Source organism: Xanthobacteraceae bacterium (assembly GCA_019454205.1).
In the GTDB taxonomy this organism is placed as follows: domain Bacteria; phylum Pseudomonadota; class Alphaproteobacteria; order Rhizobiales; family Xanthobacteraceae.
Genome location: CP075369.1, coordinates 94618 through 114441 on the forward strand (window position 1 = coordinate 94618; position 19824 = coordinate 114441).

18 protein-coding genes are annotated in these 19824 nt (G+C 61.2%); 10 read left to right on the forward strand and 8 right to left on the reverse strand.

Annotation, left to right across the window (positions count from 1 at the left end; translation table 11 throughout):
• The first annotated feature begins 2 nt into the window (after nt 1–2).
• The 7 genes from KF794_00395 to KF794_00425 all read left to right on the forward strand — a co-directional run bounded on the left by KF794_00395 (nt 3) and on the right by KF794_00425 (nt 5441).
• Nucleotides 3–971, forward strand: coding sequence for a type II secretion system F family protein (locus tag KF794_00395; GenBank protein QYK45216.1), 969 nt, complete (start codon nt 3–5; stop codon nt 969–971).
• A gap of 4 nt (nt 972–975) precedes the next feature.
• Nucleotides 976–1953, forward strand: a complete 978-nt coding sequence (locus KF794_00400; GenBank protein QYK45217.1) for a type II secretion system F family protein — start codon at nt 976–978, stop codon at nt 1951–1953.
• A gap of 146 nt (nt 1954–2099) precedes the next feature.
• Entirely contained in the window at nt 2100–2708 is a 609-nt protein-coding gene (locus KF794_00405; protein QYK45218.1) for a tetratricopeptide repeat protein, read from the forward strand.
• A 184-nt stretch (nt 2709–2892) separates the two neighbouring features.
• The gene (locus KF794_00410; protein ID QYK45219.1) at nt 2893–3243 is read left to right on the forward strand and encodes a hypothetical protein; all 351 of its coding nucleotides are present in this window, start codon (nt 2893–2895) and stop codon (nt 3241–3243) included.
• Between the two features lie 309 nt (nt 3244–3552).
• A complete protein-coding gene (locus KF794_00415) occupies nt 3553–3921 on the forward strand; it encodes a hypothetical protein (protein ID QYK45220.1) in 369 nt (122 codons plus the stop codon).
• Nucleotides 3922–4077: 156 nt separating this feature from the next.
• Nucleotides 4078–5001 carry a LysR family transcriptional regulator gene (locus KF794_00420; GenBank protein QYK45221.1) on the forward strand — a complete coding sequence of 308 codons (924 nt, stop codon included), beginning with the start codon at nt 4078–4080 and terminating at the stop codon, nt 4999–5001.
• 29 nt (nt 5002–5030) lie between these two features.
• The gene (locus KF794_00425) at nt 5031–5441 is read left to right on the forward strand and encodes an OmpA family protein (GenBank protein ID QYK45222.1); all 411 of its coding nucleotides are present in this window, start codon (nt 5031–5033) and stop codon (nt 5439–5441) included.
• Nucleotides 5442–5504: 63 nt separating this feature from the next.
• Here the strand turns inward: KF794_00425 and KF794_00430 are convergent, their stop codons facing one another.
• From KF794_00430 to KF794_00465, 8 genes are all read right to left on the reverse strand, one after another.
• Nucleotides 5505–7202 (reverse strand): formate--tetrahydrofolate ligase, encoded by a 1698-nt coding sequence (locus KF794_00430; GenBank protein ID QYK45223.1) that lies wholly within the window; start codon nt 7200–7202, stop codon nt 5505–5507.
• A 42-nt stretch (nt 7203–7244) separates the two neighbouring features.
• Nucleotides 7245–8171, reverse strand: a complete 927-nt coding sequence (locus KF794_00435) for a methionyl-tRNA formyltransferase (protein ID QYK45224.1) — start codon at nt 8169–8171, stop codon at nt 7245–7247.
• A gap of 68 nt (nt 8172–8239) precedes the next feature.
• Nucleotides 8240–9643 carry a formyl-CoA transferase gene (frc, locus tag KF794_00440; protein QYK45225.1) on the reverse strand — a complete coding sequence of 468 codons (1404 nt, stop codon included), beginning with the start codon at nt 9641–9643 and terminating at the stop codon, nt 8240–8242.
• Nucleotides 9644–9660: 17 nt separating this feature from the next.
• Nucleotides 9661–11385, reverse strand: coding sequence for an oxalyl-CoA decarboxylase (oxc, locus tag KF794_00445; protein ID QYK45226.1), 1725 nt, complete (start codon nt 11383–11385; stop codon nt 9661–9663).
• A 23-nt stretch (nt 11386–11408) separates the two neighbouring features.
• On the reverse strand, nt 11409–12128 hold the full coding sequence (locus KF794_00450) for a GntR family transcriptional regulator (protein ID QYK45227.1): 720 nt from the start codon (nt 12126–12128) through the stop codon (nt 11409–11411).
• 87 nt (nt 12129–12215) lie between these two features.
• Entirely contained in the window at nt 12216–13742 is a 1527-nt protein-coding gene (locus KF794_00455; protein ID QYK45228.1) for a tripartite tricarboxylate transporter permease, read from the reverse strand.
• Nucleotides 13743–13772: 30 nt separating this feature from the next.
• Nucleotides 13773–14300, reverse strand: a complete 528-nt coding sequence (locus KF794_00460) for a tripartite tricarboxylate transporter TctB family protein (protein QYK45229.1) — start codon at nt 14298–14300, stop codon at nt 13773–13775.
• Nucleotides 14301–14374: 74 nt separating this feature from the next.
• Nucleotides 14375–15382 (reverse strand): tripartite tricarboxylate transporter substrate binding protein, encoded by a 1008-nt coding sequence (locus tag KF794_00465; protein ID QYK45230.1) that lies wholly within the window; start codon nt 15380–15382, stop codon nt 14375–14377.
• Nucleotides 15383–15832: 450 nt separating this feature from the next.
• Between KF794_00465 and KF794_00470 the strand changes: the two genes are divergently transcribed.
• The 3 genes from KF794_00470 to KF794_00480 are packed head-to-tail and all read left to right on the forward strand — an operon-like array spanning nt 15833 to nt 19823.
• Nucleotides 15833–16636: a crotonase/enoyl-CoA hydratase family protein gene (locus KF794_00470; GenBank protein QYK45231.1), complete on the forward strand. Its 804-nt coding sequence runs from the start codon at nt 15833–15835 to the stop codon at nt 16634–16636.
• 42 nt (nt 16637–16678) lie between these two features.
• Complete coding sequence (locus tag KF794_00475) at nt 16679–18562, forward strand: feruloyl-CoA synthase (GenBank protein ID QYK45232.1); 1884 nt, start codon at nt 16679–16681, stop codon at nt 18560–18562.
• A 1-nt stretch (nt 18563) separates the two neighbouring features.
• A complete protein-coding gene (locus KF794_00480) occupies nt 18564–19823 on the forward strand; it encodes a thiolase family protein (protein QYK45233.1) in 1260 nt (419 codons plus the stop codon).
• The last annotated feature ends 1 nt before the right edge of the window (nt 19824 follow it).

Here is a 19824-nt window from a genome sequence, read left to right on the forward strand (position 1 = left end):
CCATGCCGTTCGAACTCGACCAGATTCATCTCTTCTATTTTTTGGCGGCGGTTTCCGCGATCGTGTTCGCGGAAGCGATCTATCTGTTCTTCTATAACAAGGCTTCGTATCGCAGCCATCTGAACCGGCGGCTCAGCCTGATGAAGCATCAGCCGAACCGCGAGCATATTCTGGTGCAGTTGCGCCGCGAGCGCTCGTTGAGCGCGCACGGCGCCTATGCGAGCGGACTGATCTCGCTGAACCGGCTGGTGCTGCAATCGGGCGCGCGCATCACGGTCGGCCGTTTCATCGTTATTTGTGCGGTGCTGAGCGTCGCTACTTTCGGCGGTGTCTGGTTCTTTCGCGAAAGCCTGTTGCAGGCAATTCTTGCCGCAGGCTTCGCCGGGTTCATATTGCCGATGATGGTGCTGCGTTCGAAGCGCAATCGCCGTCACAAGGCATTCGGTGCGCAGTTCCCCGATGCCATCGATATCATCGTGCGAAGCCTCAAGGCCGGTCATCCGGTGCCGGTCGCGATCTCGATGGTTGCGCGGGAGATGCCCGATCCCATCGGTTCCGAGTTCGGCATGGTGTCCGATGAAGTGACCTACGGCGCCGATCTGGAGACGGCCATGCGCAATCTCTATTTCCGCGTGGGTCAGGACGACCTGCCGCTGTTCGTGACCGCGGTTGCGATTCAGGGTTCGACCGGCGGCAACCTGAGTGAAATTCTCGGCAACCTGTCAGCCATCATCCGCCTGCGCTTCAAGATGCGGCGCAAGGTGAAAGCGCTCGCGGCGGAAGGAAAGTTCTCGGCGATCATTCTCTCCGGCCTGCCGATTGCGATGTTCGCGATCCTGCAAAGCATGACGCCGGACTTCTACGGCAAGATCTGGCACGTCGAAGTCACCAAGATCGTGCTTGGCTGCGCTGCCGCGTGGATGGCGGCCGGCAATTACGTCATGTACCGGCTCGTGAACTTCCGGATCTGATGCGATGCAGGCGTTCTCCGACAAGCTCGCAGCACTCTGGTCCAGCCCCGCAACCGTGGTGAGCGCGCTTATTTTCTTCGCCGCCACCGCGCTGGCGCTCGGCATCATGTCGGTGATCCGCAACCGCGCCGAATTGAAGCGACGCGCCGCAGCAATCGTGGTCGATATTCCCGGCCGTCAGAATGATGCCGCCAACAAGCGCTCGCTTCGCTTCGCCAGCATCACCGCCGCGCAGAAGCTGATCGAATACACGACCAAGCACTACGCCGCGGCCGACGACGGCAACATGAAAGTATTGCGCCGCCGTCTGATCGAGGCGGGTATTCTCGATCCGCGCGCACCGGGCTTCTTCTTTATCGCGCGCACGGTGCTTGCCATTGGTTTTGCCGCGGCTGCGATGCCGGTCGTGCCGAACCTGTTGCCCGACCTCACCAGTAGCTGGTTCTGGATGCTGGTGATGTGCGCCGGGATGATGGGCTATATGACGCCGAGCCTTTATCTCGGACGCCGCATTGCCACGAGCCAGACCGAGCATCGCGCGGGCTTCCCCGATTTCATGGACCTTCTGGTCGTTTGCGCAGACGCGGGCCTCAGCATGGAAGCGTCGCTGGATCGCGTCGGGCGCGAACTATCCGACTCGTATCCGTCGCTCAGTGCGAACGTACACATGGCGACCCTCGAAATCCGTGCCGGCCGCACCCTCGGCGAAGCACTCGAACATCTGGCCGAACGCCTCGGCCTTGAGGAAGCGCGCGCCTTCGCGACGCTGCTCCAGCAATCCGCCGAACTCGGCTCCAGTCTGACCGATGCGTTGCGCGTCTATTCCGATGACATGCGCCACAAGCGTCTCTCGCTGGCGGAAGAGAAGGCATACAGCTTGCCCGCCAAGCTCTCGGTGCCGCTGGTGCTGTGCATCTTCCCGGTGCTCGTCATCGTGACGATGCTGCCGGCCTATGTCCGGGTGAAGTATGGCCCGTTCTGAATCGCAAGGATTCGTTTACCACTATTTCCAAGGGATTATTTACGGGCGCTTCGTAGGCTCAATACGGGTGGGTATGTCCGGGGACACTGTAGTTGGGTTTCCCGGCCGGCAGCCACAATCGGCCCCGCGGTACCCGGAGCGTACCGATGCGTAAGGCCGCTACACGAACATTGCTGATCGCGGGCTTCGGCCTCTTGCTGCTTTCCGGCTGCAAGACCGGAGGCTCGCTTGATGTGTTCGGCAATGAGGAGCCGAAAGCCGCGTCGTGGGATCAGCCGCCCGCACCGCAGGCCTTCGTCGATCAGCAACCGCTGACCCCGCCGGAAAAATCCCCGGTATGGAATAACGCCGCGAACAACGGTCCCGGCGGCGAAGCCTTGCCAGGCAACAATGCTGCGGATGACCTGTTGCTCGGCAAGAAACATTACCGCGAACAGAATTACGGCCTTGCAGAGCGCCATTTCCGCCGCGCGGTGGAAGCCAATCCGCGCAACGCCGAAGCATGGCTCGGTCTTGCCGCGTCCTACGATCGTCTTCGCCGTTTCGATCTCGCCGATCGCGCATACGGACAGGCGCAGGCGATTCTCGGCCCGACGCCGGAAGTGCTGAGCAACCACGGTTACTCTTATATTCTGCGCGGCGACTACAAGCGCGCACGCGAGAAGCTGCTCGCGGCGAAAGCAAAAGATCCGCACAACCCCTACGTAAAAAACAATCTCGATCTGCTCGCGGATTCCGTTCGTAACGCGCGCTGAAGCTGCGTACACACGAACGCAACATGCCGTAACGGCGTGTTACCGCAGTTCCATTCGCCAAAATTTCTGCACATCATCACCTTGCATGTGACGACTGCGCGATTCAGCGCAGGCTGGAACGGCATTGCGCGTGGCGCGTTGCTGCGTCGGGGCAGGATGAAACACGACTGAATTGGAGATCATCATGCGCAAGACGATTCTCGCTCTCGCCACCGCTGCGGCGATGGCACTCCCGGTCACCGCTGCGAACGCAGATCACTGGCGTACGCATCATCATAATCACGGTCACTGGGCGCCGCTCGCAGGCGCGGCTGTGGGTACCGCGGTTGGTATCGGTCTTTATGACGGCTGGTTCGGCACTACGGCGGCAGGTACTGCGCTCGGCGCGACGACGGCGGGTGCGATCACCGGCGGCTTCATTGCGGGTGTCGGAACGGCGGCCGTAATTCATGCGGTTGCAACGCCGTGCACTGGCTTCCATGCACTGTTCGGTGGCTCCGGTTGCCGTAACGGTCAGTACGTCGGCTATCGTTAAACCGGCCGGCTTTCGACCGCCCATAAGAACAACGGCCCCGCAAACTTGCGGGGCCGTTTCGTATTTTCACATTACTATTTACGTTAATCCGTCCGGAAATCGTCCTTGCCTGGCGATCACGCAGCCGTGTGCTTAAGGATTTCTCATTCTGCGTTTTTCGTTTGCATTAAGTGCGAATCAGAGTCTTAGTGGCGCCCGATGCGGGGGGCCGCTACATCAGCGCCCATAACTGGTTCGTTTTCTGGAACGCATAAGGCGCGTCCGGCAGAAATCTGCGCGTGCGCCATTGTGCAAATTAGGAGAGATGAAATGCGCAAGGTTCTTCTTGTTCTCACCGCCGTTGTGGCGCTGGTCGCGTCCGGCATGACTGCCGCCGACGCCAAGCACAAGCGTCACAAGCACAACAAATTCCCGCTCGTCGCGGGCGTCGTTGTCGGCACCGTGGTTGGCATCGGCCTCCACAACACCTGGTTCGGCTCGACTGCGGCCGGCACCGGCCTCGGCGCGACCACTGCCGGCGCTGTCACCGGCGGCTTCGTTGCTGGCGTCGCGACTGCTGCGGTGATCCACTCGGTCACCACGCCGTGCACCGGCTTCCATGCCGTTTTCCGCGGCGCAGGCTGCAAGAACGGCAAGTACGTTCTGAAGCATAAGCACGCGCACGGCTGGTGGTGGTAAGCAACAGCTTCCGCCTCTGAATTGGAAAGGCTCCGCGCGAAAGCGCGGGGCCTTTTGCTTTGCGGAATACACTTCGCGCTGCACATAGTCTTCGCGAAGCAGAATGATTGATAATATCTATTGATGCGCTAGGCTCGCTTTCGGGAGAGTAAGCGCTTGATTGATAAGCTGGAATACCTGATGGCGCTGGCGCGCGAGCGGCATTTCGGACGTGCCGCCGATGCCTGTGGCGTGACCCAGCCGACCCTCTCCGCCGGGATCAAGCAGCTCGAGGCGCAACTCGGCGTGCTGCTCGTGCAGCGCGGCTCCCGCTTCATCGGCTTCACGGCGGAGGGCGAGCGCACCCTCGATTGGGCGCGCCGCATCCTCGCCGACACGCGAACCCTGCACGAGGAAATGCGTGCGCTGAAATCCGGCCTTGCCGGGCAACTGCGCATCGCCGCGATCCCGACCGCACTGGCGATGGTTTCCGCGTTGACCACGCCTTATCGCGCGCGGCACCCGGAAGTGCGGTTCACGATCTTTTCGATGACCTCGATCCAGATTCTTACCGCGCTGGAGAATCTCGAGGTCGATGCCGGCGTTACCTATCTGGACAACGAGCCGCTCGGCCGCGTCAACACGGTGCCGCTCTATCGCGAGCGCTACTGCCTGCTGACATCCTCAAGTTCTCCGCTCGGCAACCGTAAGGAAGTGTCCTGGGCAGAGGTTGCGCGAGTGCCGCTGTGCCTGCTCACGCCCGACATGCAGAACCGGCGCATCATCGAGCAGTTACTGCGCACCGCGGGAGGCGATCCAAAGCCGATGCTGGAATCGAATTCCATGATCGTGCTGTTCGCGCACGTCCGCAGCGGGCAGTGGGCCAGCGTCATGCCGGAGAAGCTCGCCGAGACGCTCGGCCTGACCGAAACCATCCGCGCCATTCCGATCATCGAGCCGGAAGCGGTGCATACCATCGGTCTCATCGTGCCGCTGCGCGAGCCGATGACGCCGCTGACGGCAGCGCTGGTCGCGGAAGCGAAGAGAATCGGAAGTCAGCTCGAAGCCGAAACAAGAAAGCAGACCGAAATCGGAAATTGAACGGAAGTCTTACAAAGCTGGAGGGAACGATGAACCTTGTTCTGAATCGCCGGCGTGTGTTGCAAGCCGTATCGGTCTTTGCGTTTTCCTCTCCCGTCGTTGCGTTGGCACGTTTGCAGCCCGAAACCTTCAATATCTTCATGGATTTCCAGAGCGCGGAAATGACTGCGTCCGCCCGCGAACTGGCCGACACCATCGCCAGAAAAATCCTGCCGAGCGCTCGCGTTACCATCGCAGGTAACTGCGATACCGCGGAAGCGCGTCCGGACATGCTCGGCCTGACGCGCGCGAACGCCGTACTGACATACTTCCTGCGGCAACCGCCGCTCGTGAAGGTGCGCTTCAATGCGCTAAGTAACGGTATCTCGCAGCCGCTGGTCAAAACCGGCCCGAATATCCGCGAGGCGAGAAACCGCCGCGTCGAGATAACGATCGAATAAATCATCGCATAAAAAAAGAAGCCGCCCCGAAGGGCGGCTTCGCAGTCTTGGACGGAATTAGTTTTAGAACAGGCCGACGATCTTGCCTTCGGCGTTGACGTCGATCGAGTCCGCCGACGGCACTTTCGGCAGGCCCGGCATGGTCATGATCTCACCGCAGATCGCGACAATGAACTCGGCGCCCGCGGAGAGCCGGACTTCGCGTACCGGAATGTTGAAGCCGGTGGGCGCGCCCTTCGCATCGGGGTTCGTCGAGAACGAATACTGCGTCTTCGCGATGCAGACCGGCAGTTTGCCGAAGCCCATTTCTTCCCAGGTCTTGAGCTGATCCTTCACCGACTTGTCGGCGGTGGCGTCGTCCGCGCGATAGATTTCTTTGGCGATGGTGCGGATCTTGTCGAACAGCGGCATTTCGTCGGGATAGAGCAGCTTCAGGTTCGCCTTGCCTTCGTCGCAAATCTTCACGACGGCCTTGGCGACGTCGGCTGCACCGGCACCACCCTCGGCCCAGTGATCGGCCATCAGCGCTTCGACGCCGAGCGCCTTGCACTTCTCCTTCACCAGCGCGATCTCAGCGTCGGTATCCGCCGAGAAGCGGTTGATCGAGACCACGGCAGGCAGGCCGAATTTCTTGATGTTCTCGATGTGGCGCTGGAGGTTCGACATGCCGGCGTCGAGCGCAGAAAGGCTCTCTTTCTTGAGGTCTTCTTTCTTGACGCCGCCATGCATCTTGAGCGCGCGGATGGTTGCGACGATCACCACGCAATCGGGCTTCAGGCCCGCCTTGCGGCACTTGATGTCGAGGAACTTCTCGGCACCGAGGTCTGCGCCAAAGCCGGCTTCGGTGACGACATAGTCGGCGAGCTTCAGCGCGGAGGTTGTCGCCGACACCGAGTTGCAGCCATGTGCGATGTTCGCGAACGGTCCGCCGTGAATGAAAGCGGGCGTACCTTCCAGCGTCTGCACGAGGTTCGGCGCAATCGCGTCTTTCAACAGCGCCGTCATTGCGCCGTGGGCCTTCATCTCGCTGGCGCGGATCGGTTTACGGTCGCGGGTGTAGCCCACGATGATATTGCCGAGGCGCGTTTTCAGGTCGTCGAGGTCTTTGGCGAGACAGAAGATCGCCATGACTTCGGAGGCGACCGTGATGTCGAAGCCCGCTTCGCGCGGGTATCCGTTGGCGACACCGCCGAGCGAGCACACAATTTCGCGCAGCGCGCGATCGTTCATATCCAGCACGCGGCGCCATGCGACGCGGCGGGAATCCATGCCGGTGGTGTTACCCCAGTAAATATGGTTGTCGATCAGCGCCGAGAGCAGATTGTGCGCGGACGTGATCGCGTGGAAGTCGCCGGTGAAGTGGAGGTTGATGTCCTCCATCGGCACGACTTGCGCATAGCCGCCGCCTGCCGCGCCACCCTTCACGCCGAAGCAGGGACCGAGCGAAGGCTCGCGCAGCGCGCACATGGCTTTCTTGCCGATGTGATTGAGCGCATCGGTGAGGCCGACCGTCGTCGTGGTCTTGCCTTCGCCGGCAGGCGTCGGGGAGATCGCGGTGACGAGAATGAGCTTGCCGTCTTTCTTGCCGCTCAGCGACTTGATGTAGTCCATCGACACCTTGGCCTTGTAATGGCCATAGGGTTCGAGGTTCTTGGCATCGATGCCGAGACGCTCCTTGGCGATGTCGGTGATCGGCCGCATCTTCGCGGCCTGGGCGATTTCGATATCCGATTTCGGGTTCTGGTGTTGGGAAGCGGGCATGGGACTTTGTCCGTGACTGAAAGGTTTTGAATCGGGATTGAATTAGGAGAAGCGGGCGCCTTTTTCGATTTTTGCTGCAGCGGCCCATTCGCCTGCGCCCACTTTCGGCCCATCGGCCTGCACGCGGGTCAGCTTGAAACGGCCGTCGGCGCAAACGACGGTGATGCCGTCGCTCTCGACCAGCACCACTTCACCAAGCTTGCCGCCGATGCCTTTCGGATCGCGCGCCGGAATGGGAGTGGCTTCGAGAATTTTGAGCTTCACGCCGTTGATCGTGGCCCATGCGGCCGGCGCAGGATTGCAGCCGCGGATCAGGCGGTCGATCTGTTCCCACGGCTTGCCGAAGTCGATATGCGCGTTGTCCGCGCGGCAAAGGCCTTCGTAGGTCGCCTTCGAATGATCTTGGGGTACGCGCGGCGCCTTGCCGGCTTTCACGAGATCGACCGACTCCAGCATCGCATCGACGCCCATCGGAAACAGTCGGTCGAAATAGACGGTGCCGAGCGTGTCCTTGTCGGAGATCGGCGTCTTCTTCTGGATGAGAATATCGCCGGTATCCAAGCCGTTATCCGGCCAGAAGATCGAAAGCCCGGTTTCCTTTTCGCCCTTGATGATTGGCCAGTTGATTGCCGACGCGCCGCGATACGCAGGCAGGAGCGAGGGGTGATACTGGATGGAACCGTGGGTCGGGATGTTGAGGAATTCTTCCGGCACGAACAGCGTGACGAAAGCCATCACCTGAAGATCGGGCTTGAGCGATTTGAACTGCTCCCACACTTCCGGCTTCTTGTAGGAATCCGGCTGAAACACCGGGAGGTTCGCGGCCAGCGCGGCTTCCTTGAGCGGGTCCGCTTTCTGGCCTTCCTTTTCCGGCGCGACATAGACGCCGACAATATTTTCACCGCGCTTGATGAGCGCTTCGAGTACGGCTTTGCCGAAGGCCTGCTGGCCATGCACGACGATACGCATCGTCCGATCTCCCCACGAAAATTGTTCTTAAAAACCCCGCCCCGTTGATGGGGCGGGGTGATTTTCTCTTAAGCCGCTTTCTCTTTTTTCTCCGGCGCCGTGATCGCCCCGGACACCTTGATGTCGGCGATCTCCTTGGCCGAGTAGCGCAGCACGTCTTTCAGGATTTCGTCGGTGTGTTCGCCGAGCAGCGGCGAGCGTTTCACCTTCGAGATCGAGTCCGAAAGCTTGATCGGGTTGCCGACCGAGAGGTACTTGCCGCGCTTTGGATGATCGACTTCGACGACGGTGCCGGTCTTGCGGAGCGACTGGTCTTCCGCAAGCTCCTTCATCGAAAGGATCGGGCCGCACGGAATGTCGTACTTGTTGAGAATGTCCATGGCCTCGAACTTGGTCTTGGTCATGGTCCATTGCTCGATGCGCGCGAAGATCGCGTTGAGCTTCGGCAGCCGCGCCTTCGGCGTCGAGAACTCCGGATCGGTCTTCCAGGTCGGCTCGCCGATCACGTCGCAGATCGCTTCCCAGACCGGCGCCTGCGTAATGAAGTAGATGTAGGCGTTCGGGTCTTGCGGTGCGCCCTTGCACTTCAGGATTCGGCCCGGCTGGCCGCCGCCGGAATCGTTGCCCGCGCGCGGCACGGCGTCGCCGAACGGAACGCCTTCTCCATATTGCGAGTACTCGGTGAGCGGACCGTGCTTCAGGCGCTGCTGGTCGCGCAGCTTCACGCGGGCGAGATTGAGCACGCCGTCCTGCATGGCGCAGAGCACGCGCTGGCCGCGGCCGGTGCGGATGCGCTGGTAGAGCGCGGTCACGATTCCGAGCGCGAGGTGCAGACCGGTGCCCGAGTCGCCGATCTGCGCACCGGTGACGAGCGGCGGGCCGTCGCGGAAGCCGGTAGTCGAGGCCGAGCCGCCGGTGCACTGCGCGACGTTCTCGTAAACCTTGCAGTCTTCGTAGGGGCCGGGGCCGAAGCCCTTCACCGACGCCACGATCATGCGCGGGTTTAGCTTGTGGATGTGCTCCCAGGTCAGGCCCATGCGGTCCAAGGCACCCGGCGCAAAGTTTTCGACCAGCACGTCGCACTCTTTAATGAGGCGATCGAGGATCTCCTTGCCCTTCTTGTGCTTGGAGTCGATCGTGATCGAGCGCTTGTTGTGGTTGAGCATCGTGAAGTAGAGCGAGTCCGCGCCCTTCACGTCGACCAGCTGGCCGCGCGTGATGTCGCCGACGCCCGGACGCTCGACCTTGATCACGTCCGCACCGAACCATGCGAGCAATTGCGTGCAAGTCGGGCCGGACTGGACGTGGGTGAAGTCGAGAATGCGCACGCCGTCGAGCGCGAGTCCCGCCTGGCCGAACGGCTTCTTCGAAGGCGAGGGCAGGCCGTTCGCCTTCTTCGCGGCCGTCTTCTTTGCCGCGGGCTTCTTTGCCTTCACTGCCTTGAGTTTCGATTTCTTCTTCGCTTTTGCCATGATTGTTCTCGCTCGAATTACTTTTTCTTGAGTGCGCTTTGCGGGTTGAGATTGCCGATGCGGCCGGACTCGCTGCCCGCCGCCGGATCGATCACCGCGTTGATGAGGGTTGGCTTGCCGCTGTCGAGGGCGGCATTGATCGCCTGACGGAGTTCGTCGGGAGAGGTGGCGTTTACGCCGACACCGCCAAACGCTTCCATCATTTTGTCGTAGCGCGCGCCCTTCACGAATACCGTGGTGGCAGGATCGCTGCTCGCAGTATTCACATCGGTACCGCGATAGATGCCGTCGTTGTTGAAGATGACGACACAGACCGGGAGCTTGTAGCGGGCAATCGTTTCGACCTCCATACCGGAGAAGCCGAACGCCGAGTCGCCTTCGACCGCGAGTACCTTGTGGCCGGTTTCGATCGCGGCTGCGATCGAATAGCCCATGCCGATACCCATGATGCCCCAGGTGCCGACGTCGATGCGCTTGCGCGGCTTGTAGATGTCGACGATGCCGCGGGCGAGGTCGAGCGTGTTCGCGCCTTCGTTCACGAACATCGTGTCCGGGCGCTCCTTGATCACGTTCTTAATGACACCGAGCGCGCCGTGGTAATCCATCGGCACGTTGTTGTTCATGAGCTTCGGCGCCATCTTGGCGACGTTCTCGTCGCGCTTCTTGGCAACGGTCGCCATCCAGTCGCTGTTCGCCTTCGGGAAGCTGTTGCCCATAGCCGCGAGCAGTGCGTCCACGCTGGAGCCAATGTCGCCGACGACCGGAGCGACGATTTCGACGTTGGAGTCCATTTCGCGCGGTTCGATGTCGAGCTGCACGAACTTCTTTGGCGCGTCGCCCCAGTTCTTGCCTTTGCCGTGCGAGAGCAGCCAGTTGAGGCGTGCGCCCATCATGATCACGACGTCCGAGTCTTTCAGGACGAGAGAACGCGCCGCGCCCGCGCATTGCGGATGGGTGTCGGGCAGGAGACCTTTCGCCATCGACATCGGCAGGAACGGAATGCCGCTCTTTTCGACGAAGTTCTTGATGGCTTCATCGGCCTGCGCGTAGGCAGCGCCCTTGCCAAGAATAATGAGCGGCTTCTTCGCGCCCTTGATCACGTCGAGCGCGCGCTTGATCGCATCCGGCGCAGGAATCTGCGCGGGCGCCGCGTCGATCACCTTCACCAGCGACTTCTTGCCGGCTTCCGCGCCCATGACCTGACCGAACAGCTTGGCCGGCAGGTCGAGATAGACGCCACCGGGACGACCCGATACTGCCGAGCGGATCGCACGGGCGAGGCCGATGCCGATGTCCTGTGCGTGCAGCACGCGATAGGCCGCCTTGCACATGGTTTTGGCCACGGCGAGCTGGTCCATTTCTTCGTAGTCGCCCTGCTGGAGGTCGACGATCTCGCGCTCGGATGAACCGGAAATCAGGATCATCGGGAAGCAGTTCGTGGTGGCGTGAGCCAGCGCGGTGAGGCCGTTCAGGAAGCCCGGCGCGGAAACGGTGAGGCAGATGCCCGGCTTCTTGGTAAGCCAGCCCGCGATCGAGGCGGCGTAGCCCGCGTTCTGTTCGTGGCGGAACGAAAGCACGCGAATGCCCGCGGCCTGCGCCATGCGGCCGAAGTCCGTGATCGGAATGCCCGGCACGCCGTAGATCGTGTTCAGGCCGTTCAGCTTGAGCGCATCGATCAGGAGATTGAAGCCATCGGTCAGTTCTTCTTCCGGGCCGGCTTGTTTGAGTGCCGCTTCTGCCATTTTGTCCTCCAGAAACCTTTTTCTTAGTCGAGATAGTTTGCGTTCTTCGCAACGTGATCGGCGAGGCCGAGCGCATGCTGACGCACCAGCGCTTCAGCGCGGTCGGTATCGCGCGCCTCGATCGCTTCGATGATGACCAGATGGTCGTGGATCGAGCGGTCGGCGCGGTTCTTTTCAGTGATCGTCTTGCGGCGGATCATGCGCATATGCGTGAACAGGTTTTCGGCGAGGCGGATCAGCACCTCGTTCTTGCTCATCGCGATGATGGTCTGATGAAACTGGACGTTCGCCTCGGAATACTCGTCCAGCTTCACATGCAGTTTGCCGTTCTCGAACTTGGCGAATAGTTCGCGGAGCTGGGAAATGTCCTTGTCGGTCGCGTTCTCGGTGATGAGACGAGCCGCCATGCTTTCCAGCGCAGCCCAGGCCTCGATCAGTTCGACGACTTCTTTTTTGGTCTTGCGGACGATGTAGATGCCGCGGCGTGGCACCGAGCGCACGAAACCTTCGCGCTCAAGCTGCGCCATCGCTTCGCGCACGGGCGTGCGGCTGATTCCGAATTGCAGCGCCAGCGCGCGCTCGTCGAGGCGGATTTCGCCGGGACGATCGTAAATGTCGAGCGAGAGCAGCACTTCTTTCAGTGCGTTGTAGGCGCGGTCTTTGAAGGTTGCGGTGCCTTCGAGCGGCTCGGCCACGATGCGCGGCGAAGCGTCGGCATTGCGCAGTATCGGCGTATCACTCATGCCCTGACCTTCATGCTAACTGCATGAAGCCTTTACTGTAATACATAATTACGGGGAAGGCGAGTGCCTTCCCCGTTTCTTTCGCAATTACGCGGCGGTCGCGGGACGCGCGCCCCGCAATTTCGCGATGCCGGCCGAGATGAGGCCCCAGAACAGGGCGATGAAGCCGAGCAGCATGATCGAGCTGACCAGCCAGTTGGCGAAAAAGATGCCAAGGCCGCCGCCGGAAGAAATAAGCGCCTGACGGAACGCTTCTTCCGCGCGGTCGCCGAGTACGAGTGCGAGCACCAGTGGCGCCAGCGGATACTGTGTCTTCTTCATCACGTAACCGAGGATGCCGAAGGCCAGCATCATGATCACGTCGAAGAAGCTGTTACGCACCGTATAGGCGCCGATTGCGCAGAACATCAGGATGATGGGCGCGATGATGCCGAACGGAATACGCAGGATCGCCGCGAGCAACGGCACGCAAGTCAGCACGATGATCAGGCCGACGACGTTGCCAAGATACATCGAAGCGATCAGGCCCCAGACGAACTCTTTCTGTTCGACGAACAGCATCGGCCCCGGTTGCAGGCCCCAGATCAGGAGACCGCCGAGCAACACGGCCGCGGTCGGCGAACCCGGCACGCCGAGCGCGAGCATCGGCAGCAGCGCTGCGGTGCCAGCTGCGTGGGCTGCGGTTTCCGGCGCGACCACGCCTTCGATTTCGCCGTTGCCGAAGTTCTTGCCGCGCTTCGACATGCGTTTGGCGATGCCGTAGCTCATGAACGAAGCAGGCGTTGCACCGGCGGGCGTAATGCCCATCCAGACGCCGATGATGCAGGAGCGCAGCGAGAGCCACCAGTATTTGCCGAGTTCCTTCCAGGTCTGGACCACGACCTTTGCGTTGATCTTGGCTTCGCGGCCCTTGAAGCTCAGCCCTTCCTCCATGGTCAGGAGGATTTCGCCGATGCCGAACAGGCCGATCACCGCGATCAGGAAGTCGAAGCCGGGGATCAGCTCGGTAATTCCGAAAGTCAGCCGCAGGCCGCCGGTGATCTGGTCGTTGCCGATGGTACCGAGTGCGAAGCCGACCGCCATCGCGGTAAGCGTCTTGAACGGCGGCTCCTTCGAGAGGCCGATGAAACTCGCAAAAGCGAGGAAGTAGACGGCGAATTTTTCTGCCGCGCCAAATCTGAGCGCAAATCCGGCGACCAGTGGCGCCAGCAGCGTGATCAGGATGATCGCGAACAGCGCGCCGACGAACGACGAGGTGAAGGCTGCGGTGAGTGCTTCGCCGGCGCGGCCCTGCTGCGCCATCGGATAGCCGTCGAACGTGGTCGCGACCGACCACGGTTCGCCGGGAATATTAAAGAGAATGGATGTAATCGCGCCCCCGAACAGCGCTCCCCAATATATGCAGGAGAGCAGGATGATTGCGGAGACTTGTCCCGCCGGTGTCTGGCCGAGCGAGAAGGTGAGCGGCAGAAGGATCGCGACGCCGTTGGCGCCGCCAAGACCCGGCAAAATGCCGATGATGATGCCGAGCACGATGCCGATCACCATCAGCAGAATGTTGAACGGCACCAGCACCGTTGCGAAGCCGTTGAACAGATTGGCGATTTCTTCCATGACGAGAACTCGATTTGCGCGGGTTTAGGGTCAGTAGCCGAACAGGCGGGTAACGGAGCGGACGATCTGCTCGCCGAACAGGCCGTCGGGCAGGGCGATCAGGAACCACTTCTGGAATACGAAGTAGATGATGACCGGCATCGAGATCGCGATGACCGCGGTAAACAACGGCTTGTAGCCGCTCAGCACGATCATGAAGTAAGCGATCAGCAGCGCCGAAGCGATGTAGATGCCGATCAAGTAAATGGTGATGATGTAGGCGAGTGTCGGCAGCGCCACCGAGGCGACTTGCGCGATATGTCCCCATTCCGAGAAAATACCGAGATCGCTTTTGTCTTTGAGAATCAGGAGTAGCGTCACGCCTGCTCCGATGAGAACGAGCACACCCATCAGGAAGGGAAAGAACCCGGCGCGCGGACCGTCGAAACCCCAGGTAATTCCCGCTTTCACCGCACCGGCGACGATGATGGCGCCGAACAGCGCGAAGAAAAGCGCGATCGCGATCTCGAACGTGCGCTGTGAAGGGCCGCTTTTTGCGGCATTGTGATCGCCACTCATGACGTCTACCTGATTTTTTGAGGAAAAAGACAAGAAAACGCCGGCGGCTTTGTCTGCCGCCGGCGGGAGGATCGTTAGCTCTTGTTGGCGAGGAAGCCTGCGGCTTTCATCAACTCATAGTGACGTTGATGTTCCTTCTCGACCCAGGTCTTGAACTCGTCGCCGGTCATGAAGGTCTGGTTGAAAGCGCCTTGCGCCATCAGTTCCTTCCATTCCGGGGTCTCGCGAACCTTGCGGAACAGATCGACGTAGAACTTGACCTGATCGGCGGTGACGCCTGCCGGCATGAAGAAGCCGCGCAGCATCAGGTATTCGACGTCCAGACCCTGCGACTTGCAGGTCGGAATGCTGTTCCACGCTGCATCGCCGGCGATCTTGGTATCGTAAGCGAGCGGCTTGGAGTCGAACACGCAGAGCGGACGCAGCTTGCCGCCGCGCCAGTGCGCGACCGCCTCGATCGGGTTGTTCACGGTAGCATCGGCATGGTTGCCGACGAGCTGCACGGCAACTTCGCCGCCGCCGCGATACGGAACGTAGGTGAACTTCACGCCCGCCGCCTTTTCGACGGCAACCGTGATGATCTGGTCTTCCTGCCGCGAGCCGGTGCCGGCCATCTTGAAGCCGCCCTTCTTTGCGGCCTCGATGAATTCCTTCACGTTCTTGTACGGCTTCTCGGCGTTGACCCAGAGCACGAACTCGTCGAGCGCGAGCATGGCTACCGGGGTCAGATCCTTCCAGTTGAAAGGAATGTCAGTGGCGAGCGGGGTAGTGAACAGGTTCGAGAGCGTGATGATGAGCTTGTGCGGATTGCCGCTCGATCCCTTCACGTCAAGGAAGCCTTCGCCGCCGGCACCGCCGGCCTTGTTCACGACGACAAGCGGCTGTTCCATCAGCTTGTGCTTGGCGACGATGCCCTGAATGGCGCGTGCCATCTGATCGGCGCCGCCGCCAGTGCCTGCCGGTACGATGATTTCGACCGGACGATCGGGCTTCCATTGCGCGTTCGCCGGCGAACCTGCGAACGCCGTCGCGCCGAGCAGCGCGAGAGCCAACGCAAGCGATTTGTTTTTTGATTGGATCATTCCGTCCTCCCAGTGATTAACGAACCGATCTTGCGCCGGTTTTGATCGCTTACGCTAATCCGAAGGGAGAGCTACTTACAATAAATAATGCATACATTATTCCAGAGATTCGTTGATGCGCTGCGCGAATTTCCCCGCTGCACGCGCTAACCGGAAATCGACTCTGACGATTCCGATAGAGTGCCTCTATTACCTCGCGCTGCTTGCGAGTGAGTCGCATGCTACACGTGCTGCATGCGTTTCATTTTAGAACGGCACCCTGGGGTGTGAGGCCAACATTCCGGTGCCACGGCAGCATCGTTCATTGCGGATAGTGATTGAGAGAGGAGTAGCCCGACTGAAATGCGTCGTGCAGCAGAGAAACCAGATGATTCTCAAGGGCTTCTGCAGACCTTCCCATACAGAAAAATAATGTTATAGTTCATAACTAATTCACCGGACTTCGATCCCATGAGCAATGCCGCTCTACCCGCTGCGTTAAACGCTTTGCCGAATTCGTTGCGTGTCTCGCTTGATGGCGAGATCGCGATCCTCAAACTCTCGCGCGCAGAGAAACGCAACGCATTGAACGAGGATATTGTCCGCGGCCTTCAGCACTTCTTCGAGAACGTGCCCGCCAGTGTGAAGGCGGTCGTGATCCACGGTGACGGAGAACATTTCTCCGCGGGTCTCGATCTGTCCGATCTCACGGAAACCAATTTCACTTCCGGTTTTCATCATTCGCGGATGTGGCATCACGCGTTCGAGCGGATCGAGTTCGGACCGGTACCGGTGGTTTCCGTTCTGCATGGCGCGGTCGTCGGCGGCGGGCTGGAGCTTGCCTGCTCGACGCATGTCCGCGTCGCCGAGCCCTCCGCGTTCTACGCGTTACCGGAAGGAAGCCGCGGCATCTTCGTTGGCGGCGGCGGTTCGGTGCGTATTCCGCGTCTGATCGGCACCGCGAAGACGATGGACATGATGCTGACGGGGCGAGTGTTCAACGCGGAAGACGGCCAGCAGATCGGCATCTCAAATTATCTGGTGGCGAACGGCGAGGGCCTCGCGAAAGGCGTCGAGCTTGCGAAACGCATCGCAAACAATGCGCCGCTCACCAATTTCGCGATCACGCAGGTCATGCCGCGCATTGCGGAATTCGACACGGCCGGCGGCTATGTGGTCGAGGCGATGATTTCGTCCGTTGCTTCCTCCGACCCGGAAGCGAAGGAACGCCTGCGCGCATTTCTGGAAAAGCGCGGACCGAAAGTGGTCCGCTGACACGAGTCCCGCGAACGGGACCGGATAAAGGGAGAGGCGGCGATGCCGGAGCCGGTGCGCCGGGAAAATTCGCGGGAGCACGATGTGCCCGTGCGCAACGTACGGCTTGGTTCGCTCGAACCAGCAGTCGAGCGGCGTGCCGACGGCGTGATCTATTTGAAATGCAAGGCGCCGCTGGCAGCCTATCCGGACAAGATCACCGAACGGCTCGATCACTGGGCGCGCGAAACGCCGGAAAACATATTCATGGCGGAGCGTGCGGGCGAAGGCTGGCGCGAGAGCAGCTATGTGCAGACGCGCCGTATTGCCCGCAACATCGGCGAAGCGCTGCTGCAGCGGAATCTTTCCGCGGAGAGGCCGATCGTTATCCTTTCCGGCAACGGCCTCGACCATCAATTCCTGAGCCTCGGCGCGCTTTATGCGGGGATTCCCTACGCGCCGGTTTCTCCTGCCTATTCGCTGGTCTCGCAGGATTTCGCGAAGCTGCGCGAAATCTTCACGCTGCTGACGCCGGGCCTTGTCTTCGTCAGCGACGGGGCGATGTTCGCGAAAGCAATCGAAGCCGTCGTGCCGGAAGGCGTCGAGATCGTCGTCGTGAAGAACCCGGTTCCGGCGCGCCCCTGCACGCTGTTCGGTGACCTGATGCAAGCCGAGGCGGGCGAGGCGCTGGAAACGGCGCACGCGAAGATCGGCCCCGATACCATTGCGAAGTTTCTTTTCACTTCCGGTTCGACCGGCGTGCCGAAGGCGGTCATCAACACGCAGCGTATGCTGTGCGCCAATCAGGTGATGTTGCGCTCCGCGCTTGCGTTCTTTCAGGATGAGCCGCCGGTGACGCTGGACTGGGCGCCATGGCACCACACTGCGGGCGGCAATCACGATGTCGGCCTCGTATTGTATAACGGCGGCACGTTCTACATCGACGAAGGCAAACCCGCGCCGGGCGCAATCGAAGCCACCGTACGCAACCTGCGCGACGTCGCCTGCACCTGGTACTTCAATGTGCCGAAAGGCTACGAGGTGCTGATCCCGTATCTGCGCGCCGACAAGGCATTGCGCGAAACGTTCTTCAGCAAGCTGAAAGTGCTGTGGTTCGCGGGCGCGGCGCTGTCGCAGCCGGTATTCGACGCGATGAAGGAACTGGCGGTCGAAACCTGCGGCGAGCGTATTCCGTTTCTCACCGGCCTCGGCTCCACCGAAACCGCGCCGTTCGCGCTGGGCCGCATGTGGGACAGCGAGCACTCGACCAACATGGGCCTGCCCGCGCCGGGCATCGAACTGAAACTCGTCCCCGCGCAGGGCAAGCTCGAAGCGCGGCTGCGTGGGCCGAACATTACGCCCGGCTACTGGCGGCAGCCGGAACTGACGAAGGCAGCTTTCGACGAGGAAGGATTCTATCGCCTCGGCGACGCGCTCAAATTCGAGGACCCGACCCACCCGGAGAAAGGCCTGCTGTTCGACGGGCGGCTCACCGAAGATTTCAAACTGTCTACCGGAACCTGGGTGAGCGTCGGCCCTCTGCGCACGCAGATCATGAACCGCTTCCAGCCCTATATGCGCGACGTCGTGCTTGCGGGCGAGAACGAAAACGAAATCACCGCCCTCGGCGTGCCCGACATGCCGGCGATCCGCGCGTTGCATCCCGAACTCGATAAAAGCCTTTCCGACGCGGAAGTGCTTGCCGCGAAGCCCGTGCGCGTGCGCGTACAGGAGCGCCTCCGCGCTTTCATTCGCGACAGCACCGGCAGCTCGAATTGCCTGATTCGCGTCCTGCTGCTGGACGAGCCGCCGTCGATGGACGCGGGCGAGATGACCGACAAAGGCTCGCTCAACCAGCGCGCACTGCTCGCGCGCCGCGCGCATTTGGTGAAAGAACTCTATGCAAGCCCGCCGTCCGTGCGGGTGATCGCAGCGGAAGGAAACTGACATGACGGCAAAGGGATTGAGCGCAAGCTGGAACGATGTGTGGCTGGTCGACGGCGTGCGCACGCCGTTCGTCGATTACACTGGTGCGCTGTCGCAGGTTTCGCCGACCGACCTCGGCATCAAGGCCGCGCGCGCGGTTTTCGCGAAGACTTCCATCTCTCCCGAAGACACCGGCATTGTCGTCACCGGCAACATGGCGCAGGCGAGTTTCGACGCCTACATGCTGCCGCGCCATGTCGGTCTTTACTCCGGCGTGCCGATCGAGGTGCCCGCACACATGGTGCAGCGCGTATGCGGCACAGGCATCGAAGTCATCATGCAGGCGGCGGACGCAATCACGCATCGCGGCGCGAACCTCGCGCTCTGCGTCGGTGCGGAATCCATGAGCCGCAATCCGGTCGCGAACTACACTTCGCGCAGCGGTTTCCGCATGGGGCAGGTTGAGTTCAGGGACTTCCTCTGGGAAGCGCTGCTCGATCCTGCCGCCGATGTCACGATGGGTCACACGGCGGAGAACCTCGCGCAGAAATACCAGATCACGCGCGCGGAAGTGGATGCCTTCGCCGCGCGTTCCTTCGAGCGCGCCTTGAGTGCGCAACAAAGCGGTTTCCTCGCAGGTGAGATTACGCCGGTCATCACGGAGCAATTCGCCCGCGAGGGCTACAATGCACGCGGCATCAAGCTCTCCGGCAAGATCGACGCGGTGAAGGACGATACGCATATTCGCCCGTCGCCGGTCGAACAGCTCGCGAAGATCCGTCCCGCTTTCGGCGGCGTGCAGACCGGCGGCAATTCTTCCGCCATCGTCGATGGTGCGGCTGCCGCACTGGTCGCATCCGGCGATTACATAAAGAAGAACGGCAAGACGCCGCTTGCGCGCGTCGTTGCCGGTGCGGCGGTCGGTTGCCCGCCGGAGATCATGGGCATCGGGCCTGTGCCTGCGATCAAGGCGGTGCTGGAAAAAGCCGGACTCAAGCTGTCCGACATAGATCGCTTCGAGATCAACGAAGCATTCGGCGCGCAGGTCATGGCCTGTGCGCGCGAACTCGGCCTCGACGAGAACAAGCTCAACGTGAACGGCGGCGCCATCGCTATCGGTCATCCGCTGGGCGCAACCGGCGTGCGGCTTTCCGTGACGCTGGCGCGCGAACTGTCGCGCACGGGCTTGCGTTACGGCATCGCATCGGCTTGCATCGGGGGCGGGCAGGGCATCGCGCTGCTCGTCGAAAACATGAACGCCAAACAGTCACGGATGAATTGAG

What these genes read in the sequence shown, in the direction of transcription:
- KF794_00395 (QYK45216.1), top strand. Translation starts at nt 3, where the DNA reads ATGCCGTTCGAACTCGACCAGATTCATCTCTTCTATTTTTTGGCGGCG.
- KF794_00400 (QYK45217.1), top strand. Translation starts at nt 976, where the DNA reads ATGCAGGCGTTCTCCGACAAGCTCGCAGCACTCTGGTCCAGCCCCGCA.
- KF794_00405 (QYK45218.1), top strand. Translation starts at nt 2,100, where the DNA reads ATGCGTAAGGCCGCTACACGAACATTGCTGATCGCGGGCTTCGGCCTC.
- KF794_00410 (QYK45219.1), top strand. Translation starts at nt 2,893, where the DNA reads ATGCGCAAGACGATTCTCGCTCTCGCCACCGCTGCGGCGATGGCACTC.
- KF794_00415 (QYK45220.1), top strand. Translation starts at nt 3,553, where the DNA reads ATGCGCAAGGTTCTTCTTGTTCTCACCGCCGTTGTGGCGCTGGTCGCG.
- KF794_00425 (QYK45222.1), top strand. Translation starts at nt 5,031, where the DNA reads ATGAACCTTGTTCTGAATCGCCGGCGTGTGTTGCAAGCCGTATCGGTC.
- KF794_00430 (QYK45223.1), bottom strand. Translation starts at nt 7,202, where the DNA reads ATGCCCGCTTCCCAACACCAGAACCCGAAATCGGATATCGAAATCGCC.
- KF794_00435 (QYK45224.1), bottom strand. Translation starts at nt 8,171, where the DNA reads ATGCGTATCGTCGTGCATGGCCAGCAGGCCTTCGGCAAAGCCGTACTC.
- frc (QYK45225.1), bottom strand. Translation starts at nt 9,643, where the DNA reads ATGGCAAAAGCGAAGAAGAAATCGAAACTCAAGGCAGTGAAGGCAAAG.
- oxc (QYK45226.1), bottom strand. Translation starts at nt 11,385, where the DNA reads ATGGCAGAAGCGGCACTCAAACAAGCCGGCCCGGAAGAAGAACTGACC.
- KF794_00450 (QYK45227.1), bottom strand. Translation starts at nt 12,128, where the DNA reads ATGAGTGATACGCCGATACTGCGCAATGCCGACGCTTCGCCGCGCATC.
- KF794_00455 (QYK45228.1), bottom strand. Translation starts at nt 13,742, where the DNA reads ATGGAAGAAATCGCCAATCTGTTCAACGGCTTCGCAACGGTGCTGGTG.
- KF794_00460 (QYK45229.1), bottom strand. Translation starts at nt 14,300, where the DNA reads ATGAGTGGCGATCACAATGCCGCAAAAAGCGGCCCTTCACAGCGCACG.
- KF794_00465 (QYK45230.1), bottom strand. Translation starts at nt 15,382, where the DNA reads ATGATCCAATCAAAAAACAAATCGCTTGCGTTGGCTCTCGCGCTGCTC.
- KF794_00470 (QYK45231.1), top strand. Translation starts at nt 15,833, where the DNA reads ATGAGCAATGCCGCTCTACCCGCTGCGTTAAACGCTTTGCCGAATTCG.
- KF794_00475 (QYK45232.1), top strand. Translation starts at nt 16,679, where the DNA reads ATGCCGGAGCCGGTGCGCCGGGAAAATTCGCGGGAGCACGATGTGCCC.
- KF794_00480 (QYK45233.1), top strand. Translation starts at nt 18,564, where the DNA reads ATGACGGCAAAGGGATTGAGCGCAAGCTGGAACGATGTGTGGCTGGTC.